Origin of the sequence: Gordonia sp. UCD-TK1, assembly GCF_001691435.1 — a bacterium.
GTDB classification, from domain to species: Bacteria; Actinomycetota; Actinomycetes; order Mycobacteriales; family Mycobacteriaceae; genus Gordonia; species Gordonia hongkongensis.
In genome coordinates this window covers 235,413-249,028 of record NZ_LZMP01000001.1, presented here as the reverse complement: position 1 = coordinate 249,028, position 13,616 = coordinate 235,413, and the positions used below count along the sequence as shown (strand labels likewise).

The window sequence follows — 13,616 nt, the reverse complement described above, 5'->3', positions numbered from 1 at the left end:
TCAGGCCCCGTCGAAGGCGTCGTCGGCCGACGGGTGGACGCGCAGAACGCGATTGAGATTGGTCAACTCCAGGACGGTGACCACCTGCGGCGTCGGGGCCGCGATCCGGAGGTCGCCGCCGGCCTGGCGTGCCACCTTCAACCCGGAGACGAGTGCGCCCAGGCCCGAGGAATCGATGAAGTCGGTGCCGGACAGGTCGACGACGATCCGGGCCGAACCGGACCCGACCAACTCGTGCAACTGGTCTCGGAGTCGCGGGGCGACAACCATGTTGAGCCGGCCCTCGGGCCGGATCGCCACGGCGCCGCCGTCGACGCTACGTGTTGCGAAATTCGCCATCACTGCCCTTCCTCATCGGGACCGCGGTACCGCACCGCGGTGATGACAACGCTCAGGATCACCAGATCGAACACTACCCAGAACAGGTTCACGCCGACGCCGAGAACGGAGACGGCGCCCCGGTACAGCTGCACGACACCGATGACCGAGGCCACCACGAGCAACGCCATCGCGATCAGCTGTGGCCGAACGATGTGCCAGGGCAACGCATCCTGCGACTGCTTGGTCTTCGGGGTCACCGCGAAACCGAGCGGACGGTTCATGTAGACGTTGCGAAATGCGGTGGTGCACGCCTTGATCCAGACGGGGAACAGAGCGAGGCTGTACTGCTGGCCGCGCCACGTCGGCGTGCCTCGTGCCACCACCAGGAACAGTATCTGGTTGACCACCAGGAACGGGATCAGCCGCAGGAAGAAGTCCCAGCTGTAGGCCTCGACCGGCAGGATGCCCAGCACCAGGTAGACCACCGGTGCCGCGATGTAGGCGATGGCCGCGAAACCGGCGAGGTAGCTCCACATCGTCGCCCAGTACATGAGTCGCTGAGTGAGGGTGAGGCCCTTCTGTACCAGCGGGTTCTCCCGCAGCATCACCTGGATCGTGCCCTGCGCCCACCTAAGCCGTTGCGTCACCATGGTTTTCAGGTCCTCCGGCGCCAGGCCGAAGGCAAGATTCTCGTGATGGTAGGCGGAGTTCCAGCCGAGGGCGTGCAACCGCATACAGGTCGCCATGTCCTCGGTCACCGAGATGGTGGCCAGGGGCAGCATGGGCTGGGCCTCGTCGGATCGCCCGACGTCGACCGCCGCGACCATGGCGCGGATGGATTCGATGGCGCCGAGCGGCGACCACTCCCGCTCGGCGAGGACCGCGAGCGCGTCGTAGTCGACGGCGCCGGCACCGGCTTCCTGCTCGCTCAGCTCGGTGAGCGCCTCGATGGCCTCGAGGTCGGCGCGCATGGCCTCGACGTCGGCGTCGACGAGCCCGCGTGCCGCCTCGTCGACGCGCGCCTGGAAGCGATAGGTGATCTCGGCCAGTGGTTCTTTCTTCTTCAGCTGCGCGCGTGCGTCTTTCACGGCCTCGTCGACGGCGTCGAGCGCGGCCGAGGCGGTGGGGTTGTCCTTCCCGACCTGCTTGCGCGTCGACTTGAGGACAGAACGCGCGGTGCGCAAGGCGCGATCGATGCCGTCGGAGACGGCGGAGACATACTGGGTGATGCCGAGCTGCATCAGCGCCTCCCGGCGCAGCACGGCGTTGGATCCGCAGAAGAACGCGGCGTTCCACCCGTCCTTGCCCTGCTGGATCGGTCCGTAGAACAGCGGGGCCTGGCTGCCGAGCGGGTCGCCGGGCGGCACGTTCACGAAATACTGCGGCGTCTGGACGAGGGCCATCTTGTCGTCGTGGAAATAGCCGAGCGTGCGGTCGAGGATCTGCGGTTCGGGGATCTGATCGGCGTCGAGGATGAGCAGGAACTCGCCGTCGGTCTGCATCAGGGCGTTGTTCAGGTTGCCGGCCTTGGCGTGCCGCGGTTTGTCGAGCCAGTTCGACGATCGCGTGATGTACCCGATGCCCGCCCGGGCCGCGGCCTCGGCGAGCTCGGCTCGATCACCGTCGTCGAGGATCCACGTGGTGTGCGGGTAGGTGATCGCCTTCGCGGCGACAGCGGTCTTCATCACCAGATCCAGGGGTTCGTTGTAGGTGGTGATGAAGACATCGACGGTGGCGCCCTCGGGCGGGGGAGGCGGATCGGGGCGGTGTTGCAGCCGCCACATCGTCAGCCCGAACAGCAGTCAGTCGATCAGGCTGTAGGTCTCGGCGACGACCAGGGGAACCGCGATCCACCAGGCGTCCCAGTTCACCGAGGCCAGCCAGCGCCACACGATGTAGTTGATCCCGAGGATCGCGGCGGCGACGATCACCAGCCGCAGCCACGGCGACGGGGCCGTGCGTGCGAGGGTGGCCTCCTCGACGCTCTCGCTCATCCCGCATCGTCTCGACGAATGGCCACGACGGTCACATCGTCGATCGGCGGCCGTGAGGCGACCAGTTCGCTCACCATCGAGCACACCTGCGACGGGGTCGAGGTGTCGGCGAAGAGTGCCTGCAACGCCGACTCGTCACCAGACGGCAAGAGGTCCAGCAGCCCGTCGGAGGTGATGACGACCATGTCGCCGGGATCGAGGTGGACCCGGGCGGAGTCCCAGGTGTCGTCGCGCAGGATGCCGATCGGCAGACCGCCCCCGGGGAGCGACTCCACACCTCCGGCGGCCCGGCGGACGATCGACAGACCGTGGCCGGCGTCCACGTATTCGAGCTGCCCCTCGTCGGTGTGCAGGCGTGCATGGAACGCGGTCGCGAACGTCTCGGTGCCGGCGAAGTCGTCGGCGAGCTGATCGGCCACCGTCTCGACCACCTTCGCGAGGTCGGCGTCGGCCGCGGCATGTCCGGCGGCGTCGAGTGCGCGGGATGCGGCTCGGATCGCCGATCGAACCGTCGCCGTGAGGATCGCCGCGCCGAGTCCCTTCCCCATGACGTCGGCGACGGTGAACACCAGGCCGTCGCTCCAGGGGTAGTGATCGTAGAAGTCCCCGCCGACGGCGAAGGCGGGCAGGCACATCGCCGCGATCGACCATCCGGGGACGACTCCGAGGGGCGGCGGCAGCAATTGACGCTGCACCAGTGCTGCGCGTTCCAGGTCGTCGCTGTTCGCGATCTCCCGCTGCGCCCATGCGGCGAGCTCGCGGAACGCCGCCTCTTGATCGGTGGTGAGTTCCCGCGGCCGGGTGTCATAGAGACAGAAGGTCCCCACGGGATGTCCGCCGGGGCCGTACAGCGGATATCCCGCGTAGAAGCGGATTCCGTCGTCGGCGGCGATCTGCGGGATCGCGGCGAAGGCCGGGACCTTCGAGACGTCGGGGATGATCAGCGCCGGATCGTCGGGGTGGTCGTAGGCGCGCGCGACCGTCACCTGGCACACCGTCTGTTCCCGCGGCAGGTTCTGCAGCTCGATGCCGTCGACCGCCTTGAACCACTGCCGGTCCCGGTCGAGCAGCGACACCGTCGACATCGGTACGCCGAACACGGCTTTCGCCATCCGGGTGATCTGCGCGAACCGATCCTCCGGGGGCGTGTCGAGAACGTTCAACTGCTGCATCGAATGCAGTCGTGCCTCTTCGATGTCGGCATCGATGTGCGCGTCCACCAGGGTCACCTCAGTCCCGCTTTCTCGAGTGCATGCGCCATCGCGGCGCCCGCTGCTGCCGTGCTGCCCAATCTCCAGTCCGCTTCTTTGTCGTGGTCGAACCAGACGAAGCCGGTGACGTCGTCGGCGTCGTCGAGGTAGGTCACCAGGTCGGCGATCCAGTCGGCTTTGGAACCACCGGCTTCTGTCGACCCGACCTCTGTGACGAGTATCGGTGTGTCGGAGGACAAGTTACGAAGCTGTGCAAACGAATCGGCGAACAGCTCCGCCGGCGGAGTCCATCGGTGGCCGGGCACCGCGCCCCAGTTGTAGCCGTCGATCCCCAGGACGTCGACGTAGGTGTCGCCCGGGTACCAGCGTGACAGCGGAGCGTCGTCGGAAAGGGGGACATTCGGGGCCCACACCCACTTCACGTTGGTCGCGTTCTTGGACGCGAAGAGGTCGTGGACATGGCGCCACGCGGCGATGTACAGCTCGGGGGAGGTCCCGCCCGCGGGGCTCCACGGGTACCAGTCGCCGTTCGGCTCGTGCGCGAACCGGAGGTAGACGACCCCGCCCCAGGCGACGAGTTCGTCGGCCCAGCGGTACAGGTAGTCGTCGTGGGCTCCGGCCACGATCGACGACATCGTGAACGCGCCCCAGTCGTAGTCGTCACCACCGAGGTGGCGCCACGGCTCCCAGGTGACCACCGGTTCGGCACCCGAGGCGACCACGGCGTCGAGTGCGGCGATCGGGGGGATCGCGGTGAAGTCCTCGAAGAACAGGTTGACGGTCGGCCGGACCCCGACGAGGTCGGTGACCGCGGCGACCTCGGCCGGGCGGAGCGGGCCGCTCGGGGTGCTGACACCGAACCGCAGGCAGTCCCCGGCCGGGCCGTGCAGGGGAGAGATGGTCGGCGGACATTCGCGCGGCGCCGGCTCGCAGGCGACGACGCCCATCGACCCGACCATGACACCCAGGACCACGGACACGATCGTCCATCTGGGTACCGCACCCATCGACCGCTCCCATCGCCTCGCCGCCGCACACCGGCACGGCGCTCACCCATCCCCCCGTTCTTGTCCCCACGACATTCTCTCGGCAAACCTGCCCACCCGCGCGTCAACCCGCGAAAGACGGTGCACCGAACCGGCGCAGACGCACCGGACCGTCGCCCGTCGTGCGACGGCGACTAGGCTGGACCCCATTGTGTGTGCGCCCGGGCGCCCACCCCCCGCGTCCGCGGCAGACAGATCACACGGCATCGAGCAGGTCCGAAGGAGTTTTCACGTGGCTGAGTTCATCTACACGATGAAGAAGGTTCGCAAGGCGCACGGCGACAAGGTCATCCTCGACGACGTCACCATGTCCTTCTACCCGGGCGCCAAGATCGGTGTCGTGGGACCCAACGGCGCGGGCAAGTCGTCGATCCTGAAGATCATGGCCGGCCTGGACCAGCCGTCGAACGGCGAAGCGTTCCTCGACCCCGACGCGACCGTCGGCATCCTCCTGCAGGAGCCGCCCCTCAACGAGGAGAAGACGGTCAAGGAGAACGTCGAGGAGGGTATGGGCGAAATCAAGGTCAAGCTCGACCGCTTCAACGAGATCGCCGAACAGCTCGCGACGGACTACTCCGACGAGCTGATGGAAGAGATGGGCAAGCTCCAGGAGGACCTGGACAACAACGACGCCTGGGACCTCGACTCCCAACTCGAGCAGGCGATGGATGCGCTGCGCTGCCCGCCGGCCGATTCGCCGGTCACCCACCTGTCCGGTGGTGAACGTCGCCGCGTCGCACTGTGCAAGCTGCTGCTGCAGAAGCCCGACCTCCTGCTGCTCGACGAGCCGACCAACCACCTCGACGCCGAGTCGGTGCTGTGGCTGGAGCAGTTCCTCGCGAACTACTCGGGCGCCGTGCTGGCCGTGACCCACGACCGGTACTTCCTCGATCACGTCGCGCAGTGGATCTGTGAGGTCGACCGCGGCAAGCTGCACCCCTACGAGGGCAACTACTCGACCTACCTGGAGAAGAAGGCCGAGCGTCTCGAGGTCCAGGGCAAGAAGGACCAGAAGCTGCAGAAGCGGCTCAAGGAAGAGCTCGCCTGGGTCCGCTCCGGCGCCAAGGCCCGCCAGACCAAGAACAAGGCCCGCCTCGCACGCTACGAGGAGATGGCGGCCGAAGCGGAGAAGACCCGCAAGCTCGACTTCGAGGAGATCCAGATCCCGACGCCGCCGCGCCTGGGCGACGTCGTGGTCGAGGTCTCGCACCTGGACAAGGGCTTCGAGGGCCGGGTTCTCATCAAGGACCTGTCGTTCACCCTGCCGCGCAACGGCATCGTGGGCGTGATCGGACCGAACGGCGTCGGCAAGACGACCCTCTTCAAGACGATCGTCGGCCTCGAGCAGCCCGATTCGGGCACGGTGAAGGTCGGCGAGACGGTCAAGTTGAGTTACGTTGACCAGAGCCGCGCCAACATCGACCCCAAGAAGACGGTGTGGGAGGTCGTCTCCGACGGGCTCGACTACATCGAGGTCGGCCAGAACGAGATGCCCTCGCGCGCCTACGTCAGCGCCTTCGGGTTCAAGGGACCTGACCAGCAGAAGCGCTCAGAGGTGCTCTCCGGTGGTGAGCGCAACCGCCTGAACCTCGCGCTCACCCTGAAAGAGGGCGGCAACCTGATCCTGCTCGACGAGCCGACCAACGACCTCGACGTCGAGACCCTGGGCTCGCTGGAGAACGCGCTGGAGCAGTTCCCCGGGTGTGCCGTGGTCATCAGCCACGACCGCTGGTTCCTCGACCGCACCTGTACCCACATCCTGGCGTGGGAAGGCAACGTCGAAGAGGGGCAGTGGTTCTGGTTCGAGGGCAACTTCGAGGCCTACGAGGCCAACAAGGTCGATCGCCTTGGCGCCGATGCCGCCCGCCCGCACCGGGTCACGCACCGCAAACTGACTCGCGATTAATCCCGGTTCCGCCCGGCGCGGGTGACTAGCATCGGCAGATGTGACGTCACTCGTTCCGGACGCGGTGGACCACTACTTCAGGTCGCGGACCGACGGGTCGGCAGGTGAGTCGGCCGCCGACCGGGTGCGCAGACATCTCGATGACGCGCGGGTCCGCCGCCGCGGAGAGGCGCTGGTCGGGGTCACCGCGGGCGAGGGCGGCACCGTTGAGATCCTCGTCGTCAACGACGACATGCCGATGCTCGTCGAAGCCGTCCTGGCCACGGTCGAGGCGCACGACCTCACCATCGACCGCATGGACCACCCGGTGATACCCGTTCAGCGGGACCCCGACGGCACACTCGTCGCCGTCGACTCCGGCGAGACGACCCCGGAGTCCTGGATCGCGGTCTGCGGCCTCGCACGTCACCCGGGCATCGATCCGGAGCCGCTGCGCGACGACCTCCGCGAGGTCGTCTCTCGGGTCATCGACGTCGACGCCGATGCGTCGGCGATGCGTTCGCGGATGGCCGAGTGCGCCGCCGGGATGGCCGACGCACCGCTGCCGGGGGCCGGAGTCTCCGACGCCGACCGTGGTGAGTACGCCGCGCTGCTCGAGTGGTTCGCCGGCAACCACTTCCACCCGCTGGGCCATGTGCGGGTGGGCGGGGACGGGCCCGCCGGCGACGCCGACCGTCTCGGCGTGTGGCGAACCGACTCCATCGACCGCGACTTTCCGGCGGTGACTGATCGTCCGCTGGTCCCGAGGGTCAGCCGGGTGTTCGTGGCGACCGGCATCCAGCGCACCAATTTCCCTGTGCTCGTGCAGGTTCCGACGTTCGATGCGAATGGCGAACACGACGGCGAGCATCGTTTCCTGGGTACCCTCACCTCCGCCGGCAATCATCAGGCGGTGCTCGACGTCCCGGTCCTGCGCGCCAAGGTGCACGACGTCCTCGCGCAGGCGGGCGTCGWGGAGGATTCCTTCGCCGGTCAGTCCATGATCGAGCTGCTGCAGAACTATCCGCTGGTGGAGATGTTCTCGTCCACCGACGACGAGCTCGAACGCCGCCTGACCGAGATGCTGGACGCGGTGGCGACACGGTCGCTGCGGCTGTTCCTGCGCACCAACTTCGACGGACGCACCGCCGTCGCCCTCATCTACCTGCCCCGGGACCGCTACAACACGTCCACCCGGCTCGCCCTCGAGCGCGCGCTCGTCGCCGAGGTGGACGGAACCGGGCTGGAGTACACGGCGCGTGTCAGCGAGATGCCGTTGGCACTGTTGCAGGTGCTGGTCTGTATCGACCCGACGACGGCGGCCGAGCTCGGATCGGTCGACACCGGATCACCGGCCCACGCACGCGTGCAAGCGGCGCTGGTCGCCGCCATCCGCGGTTGGGACGAGCGGGTGCGCGAACTGGCTGTCGCAGAGGACATCCCGGGACTCGACGGCGGCCCGGACGTGCTGCTGCGCCAGTTGTCCTCGCTGTCGGAGGACTACAAGGAGCTCCGCGAACCGCACGCGGCCCTCGCCGACCTCATCCGCGTCGTGGGTCTGGAACCGGGTGAGATCGACGTGACCCTCGACGCCGCCGAGACGGCGACCGACGGGCGAGAACCGGACCGGTGGATCTTCACGCTGTACCTCTGCGGTGCGTCGGCGACACTGACCGATGTCCTGCCGGTGTTGCACAGTCTCGGTCTCGACGTCCTCGAGGAGCACCCGTACGAGATCCATCGGCTCGACGACACCGTCTGCTGGGCCTACGAATTCAGCGTCCAACTCGCGGCCGGGATGACCGTTGACCTCGACCACGCCGACGACCTCGCCGACCGGTTCACCGAGGCGTTCCGCCGGATCTGGCTCGCCGGTGCGGACGTCGACGCCTACAACGAACTCGTCATCAGGTCGGGCCTGGACTGGCGGTCGGCGGCGATGCTGCGCGCCTACGGGCAGTACCTGCGTCAATGCGGGTTCTCGTACAGTTCGGCCCACGTCGCCAGCGTCCTCGGCCAGCACCTCGCCATCACCCGCGGCCTCGTCGACCTGTTCGTCGCGTCGTTCGACCCCGACACCGCCGACGAACAGCGCCGAAAGCGGGTACGCGACAAGCTCGACGAGGAGATCGGACTCGTGTTGAGCCTCGATGCCGACCGCATCGTCTCCGCGTTCGCGGCGGTGCTGTCGGCGACCGACCGCACGAACTACTTCGTCGACGGCGGGTCGTCGGACTCCGATCACTGTCCGGTCATCTCGTTCAAACTCCGTCCGCGCGACATCCCGCAGACCCCTGAACCCCGTCCGCTGCACGAGATCTTCGTCTACTCACCGCGCGTGGAGGGGGTGCACCTCCGATTCGGCTCGGTCGCCCGTGGCGGCCTGCGATGGTCGGACCGCCGGGAGGATTTCCGCACCGAGATCCTCGGCCTGGTCAAGGCGCAGGCGGTGAAGAACGCGGTGATCGTGCCGCTCGGCGCCAAGGGCGGTTTCGTGGTCAAACGGCCGCCGCCGCCGACCGGTGACGCCGCGCGGGACCGGGAGGCGCAGCGGGAGGAAGGGATCGTGTGCTACCGGCAGTTCATCGCCGGCCTGCTCGACGTGACCGACAACATCGACCTCGCGACCGGTGAGGTCATCCCCGCCCGCGGGGTCGTCCGGCTCGACTCCGACGACACCTACCTGGTGGTGGCGGCCGACAAGGGCACCGCCTCGTTCTCCGACATCGCCAACGACGTGTCGAAGTCGTACGGGTTCTGGCTCGGCGACGCCTTCGCCTCCGGCGGGTCGGCCGGATACGACCACAAGGCCATGGGTATCACTGCCCGGGGCGCGTGGGAGTCGGTCAAGCGGCATTTCCGCGAGATGGGGACCGACACACAGTCGCAGGACTTCACCGTCGTCGGGATCGGCGACATGAGCGGCGACGTGTTCGGCAACGGCATGCTGCTCAGCGAGCACATCCGGCTCGTCGCCGCGTTCGATCACCGGCACATCTTCGTCGACCCCGATCCGGAGGCGGCGGCGTCGTTCACCGAGCGGAAGCGGTTGTTCGGCCTACCGCGGTCGTCGTGGGCGGACTACGACACCGACCTCATCAGTGCCGGCGGCGGGGTGTGGGAGCGCGACCGCAAGTCGATCCCGATCACCCCTGAGATGGTGGACGCGCTGGGCATGGAAGACGGCACGACAGAACTCTCACCACCCGAATTGATACGCGCGATCCTGCTCGCTCCGGTCGACCTCCTGTGGAACGGCGGCATCGGGACCTACGTGAAGGCGTCGACCGAATCACATGCGAGTGTCGGCGACAAGTCCAACGACGCGATCCGCGTCGACGGAAACGAGTTGCGTGCCAAGGTGATCGGGGAGGGCGGCAACCTCGGGGTCACCGAACGCGGGCGCATCGAGTTCGACCTCGCCGGGGGTCGGATCAACACCGATGCCCTCGACAACTCGGCCGGGGTCGACTGTTCCGACCACGAGGTGAACATCAAGATCCTGCTCGACGCGGCGGTCTCGGCGGGCGACCTCGACGCCGACGAACGCGACCCCCTGCTGGAGTCGATGACCGACGAGGTGGCCGAACTCGTTCTCGCCGACAACATCTCGCAGAACTCCGAGCTCGGATTCTGCCGCACATTCGAGCTGCTGCGGGTGGAGGTGCACGCCCGGATGCTCGAACACCTCGCCGCCAAACGGGGCGTCGACCTACGCCTGGAAGCACTGCCCGAGCCGCGCGAGCTGCGCAAGCGGGTCGGCGGTGAGCTCCACCGCGGTCTCACGTCGCCCGAGTTCGCGACGCTCATGGCGCACGTCAAGCTCGAGTCCAAATCCGACCTGCTCGCCACCGACCTCCCCGACAACGACGTGTTCGCACCCCGCGTCGCGCGCTATTTCCCGGACGCGGTGCGCACCGAGTATTCCGACGCGATCAGCGGACACCGGTTGCGGCGTCAGATCGTGGCGACGACCCTCGTCAACGACGTGATCGACCACGCCGGGATGACCCACCTGTTCCGGCTGAGCGAGGGGAGCAGCTGCAGTACCGAGGAGGGCGTCCGCGCGTATGTGGTGTCCAACAAGGTGTTCGGCATGAACGAGGTGTTCGAGGGCATCCGGCATGCACCGGCTCCGGTCGAGGCCGTCGACGAGATGATGCTGTACGCGCGCCGTCTGCTGTTCCGCGCCTCGCGGTGGTTGCTCGCCTTCCGGCCGCAACCATTGGCCATGGCCGCCGAGATCACCCGTTACGGCGAGCGGGTGGCAGCACTGTCCGAGGTCATCGACGACTGGTACGGGCCGAGCTCGGCACGCGATGTCGCCGAGCGCGCCGACACCTACATCGAGCACGGCGTTCCCGAGGACCTCGCCCACAGCGTCGCGGCTAGCCTGCACCGCTTCTGTCTGCTCGACATCATCGACGCGGCCGAGATCGCCGACCGGGACGCCGGCGAGGTCGGCGACCTCTACTTCGGGGTGATGGAGCACTTCGGTCTCGAACAGCTGCTCACGGCGGTGTCGGGACTCGAATTCGGCGATCGATGGCATGCGCTGGCCCGGTTGGCCGTGCGTGACGACATGCACGGTGCGCTCCGTGCGCTGACCCTGCGGATCCTGGAGGTCAGCGAACCCGGCGAGAGCACGGCCGACAAGATCGCCGAGTGGGAGTCCTCGCGGTCGAACCGGCTGAGCCGGGTACGTAGCGTGCTCCGGGAGATCGAGGAGACGGGGACCGCGGATCTGGCCACGCTCTCCGTCGCGGCCCGGCAGCTGCGGAGCGTGATCCGCTGATGCGCAGGCGACGGCTGCCGTCGTCGAATCCATCGCGGTCAGGTGTGCCGAGCGCCTAGCCTGAGCACATGACCCGAACCGCACCGCGCATCTGCCCGCTCTGCGAGGCCACTTGCGGTCTGACCCTCACCATCGGCCGGGACCGCGCGATCGGCGGCGAGATCGTCACCGCCGCGCGCGGTGACGCCGACGACGTGTTCAGTGCCGGCTACCTGTGTCCGAAGGGTGCGAGTTTCGCCCAGCTCGACAACGATCCCGATCGCCTCGACCGTCCGCTCATCCGGCGCGATGGTCGGCTCATCGAAACCGATTGGGACACAGCGCTCACCGCTGCGGTCGACGGGCTGCGCGAGGTGATCTCGACCTCCGGCGGCGAGTCGATCGGCTTCTACCTCGGCAATCCGTCCGCGCACACCGTCGCCGGCACGATGTACGCGCCCTTGCTCATCCGGGCACTCGGTACCCGCAACGTGTTCAGCGCCAGCACCCTCGACCAGATGCCGAAGCAGGCGGCCACCGGTTACCTCGTCGGTCATGCCGGGACCTTCGCCGTCCCGGACCTCGACCGCACCGATCATCTCGTGATCATCGGAGCGAACCCGGTGGTCTCCAACGGCAGTGTGACCACCGCCGCCGACTTCCCCGGAAAACTGACCGCGCTGCGCCGCCGGGGCGGCCGCCTGACCGTCATCGACCCGGCTCGCACCCGCACGGCGAAGCTCGCGGACACCCACATCGCGCCGCGGCCCGGAACGGATGCGGCGCTGCTGTGCGCGGTGGTGCAGTGCCTGTTCGACGAGGATCTCGTGGCCGACGACCTCGGCGGGATCGCCGCGCATGTCCTCGGTGTGGAGGCGCTGCGCGACGAGATGCGCGAGTTCACTCCCGAACGGGTGGCGTCGTTCTGTGGTGTGGCGGCCGCCGACATCCGGGCACTCACCCGGTCGATCGCCGCGGCGGAATCGGCCGCCGTCTATGGCCGGATGGGCACCACCACAGTGCAATTCGGAACCATCGGCAGTTGGCTCATCGACGTGGTGAACATCCTCACCGGCAACTTCGACCGGCCCGGGGGAGTGATGTTCCCGCTCGCACCAACCGTTCCGTCGCCCCGCCCGGCCCGTGCGGGCCGGGGGTTCCGTACCGGGCGGTGGCGTAGCCGGGTCTCCGGTCACGCGGAGGTCGGCGGTGAGCTCCCCGCCGTCGCGATGGCCGAGGAGTTCGAGACGCCCGGCGAGGGGCGGTTGCGGGCGCTGGTGACGGTCTCGGGCAACCCCGTCCTGTCCGCGCCGAACGGCGCACGACTGGGACGCGCACTCGACGACGCACAGTTCGTGGTCTGCGTCGACCCCTATCTGAACGAGACGACGCGGCACGCACACGTCGTGCTGCCGCCGCCGCGCCCGTCGCAGAGTCCGCATTTCGACGCCATCCTGAACAACCTGGCGGTCCGGTCCACCGCCCGCTACTCGCCGCCCGTGTTGCCGCTCCCAGCAGGCCGTCCCGACGAGATCGAGATCGTCTGCCGGCTGATCCTGGGCCTGTCCGGGGCCGGGAGCGACGCCGACCCGGGCCTCGTCGACGAACAGGTCATCGCGGCCACGCTGTCCAAGGAGGTCACCGACCCCTATTCGCCCGTCGCCGGCCGTGACGTCGCCTCGCTCGTCGCGATGTTGCCCGACGCGCCCGGACACCAGCGTCGTCTGGACATGCTGTTCCGCCTCGGGGCGTACGGCGACGCCTTCGGCTCCCGGGACGGCCTCACGTTCGCGGATGTGCTGGCCGCACCGCACGGCATCGACCTGGGACCGATGCGGCCGCGCCTGCCCGGGGTGCTCCGCACGGCATCCGGCAAGATCGAACTCGCTCCCGACCCGCTCATCGGCGACCTCGCGCGCCTGAGCGCAGCGGTGGACGCCGGGGGCGACCCGGCGCCGGCCGCCGACGGCAGCCTGCTGCTGGTCGGCCGCCGCCACCTGCGGTCGAACAACAGCTGGATGCACAATCTCCCGGCCCTCACCGGCGGTACCAATCGCTGCACCCTGCTCATGCATCCCGACGATGCCGACCGACTCGGCATCTCCGACGTCGCCAAGGTCCGTGGTGCGGGCGGTTCGCTGACCGTCCCCGTCGAGATCACCACCGACATCCGGCCCGGGGTCGCGTCGCTGCCGCACGGGTGGGGTCATGATGTCGACGGCATCAGACTGGGCGTCGCTGCCGCCGAGCCGGGTGTGAACGTGAACGACCTGAACGACGGCGCCCTGCTGGACCCGCTCTCGGGGACCGTCGTCCTCAACGGTCTGCCGGTGGAGATCGCGCCTGCTTGACCGGGTCGGGTAGTGCGTAGGGTTGGGCCGGGGT

At 68.2% G+C, this 13,616-nt stretch carries 6 protein-coding genes and 1 pseudogene; 3 read left to right on the top strand and 4 right to left on the bottom strand.

Annotated elements, in window-relative coordinates; genetic code table 11:
* The 4 genes and pseudogenes from A9310_RS01140 to A9310_RS01125 form a co-directional block, all read right to left on the bottom strand.
* Entirely contained in the window at positions 1–339 is a 339-nt protein-coding gene (locus A9310_RS01140) for an STAS domain-containing protein (protein WP_058250027.1), read from the bottom strand.
* Positions 339–2,315: pseudogene (locus tag A9310_RS01135) on the bottom strand (glycosyltransferase family 2 protein). The gene A9310_RS01140 and the pseudogene A9310_RS01135 overlap by 1 nt, the downstream one beginning before the upstream one ends.
* The gene (locus A9310_RS01130; RefSeq protein WP_065629025.1) at positions 2,312–3,544 is read right to left on the bottom strand and encodes a PP2C family protein-serine/threonine phosphatase; all 1,233 of its coding nucleotides are present in this window, start codon (positions 3,542–3,544) and stop codon (positions 2,312–2,314) included. The pseudogene A9310_RS01135 and the gene A9310_RS01130 overlap by 4 nt, the downstream one beginning before the upstream one ends.
* Positions 3,541–4,533: a glycoside hydrolase family 26 protein gene (locus tag A9310_RS01125; RefSeq protein WP_065629024.1), complete on the bottom strand. Its 993-nt coding sequence runs from the start codon at positions 4,531–4,533 to the stop codon at positions 3,541–3,543. The genes A9310_RS01130 and A9310_RS01125 overlap by 4 nt, the downstream gene beginning before the upstream one ends.
* A 271-nt stretch (positions 4,534–4,804) precedes the next feature.
* Here A9310_RS01125 and ettA point away from each other — a divergent pair, with 271 nt between their 5' ends.
* The 3 genes from ettA (at position 4,805) to A9310_RS01110 (ending at position 13,582) form a co-directional block, all read left to right on the top strand.
* Entirely contained in the window at positions 4,805–6,478 is a 1,674-nt protein-coding gene (gene ettA, locus A9310_RS01120) for an energy-dependent translational throttle protein EttA (RefSeq protein WP_065629023.1), read from the top strand.
* A 40-nt stretch (positions 6,479–6,518) separates the two neighbouring features.
* Complete coding sequence (locus A9310_RS01115; protein WP_065629022.1) at positions 6,519–11,252, top strand: NAD-glutamate dehydrogenase; 4,734 nt, start codon at positions 6,519–6,521, stop codon at positions 11,250–11,252.
* Between the two features lie 68 nt (positions 11,253–11,320).
* Positions 11,321–13,582, top strand: a complete 2,262-nt coding sequence (locus tag A9310_RS01110; protein ID WP_065629021.1) for a molybdopterin-dependent oxidoreductase — start codon at positions 11,321–11,323, stop codon at positions 13,580–13,582.
* Positions 13,583–13,616: the final 34 nt, after the last annotated feature.

Coding starts and splice junctions, on each gene's coding strand:
- A9310_RS01140 (WP_058250027.1), bottom strand. CDS start 339: ATGGCGAATTTCGCAACACGTAGCGTCGACGGCGGCGCCGTGGCGATC.
- A9310_RS01125 (WP_065629024.1), bottom strand. CDS start 4,533: ATGGGTGCGGTACCCAGATGGACGATCGTGTCCGTGGTCCTGGGTGTC.
- A9310_RS01110 (WP_065629021.1), top strand. CDS start 11,321: ATGACCCGAACCGCACCGCGCATCTGCCCGCTCTGCGAGGCCACTTGC.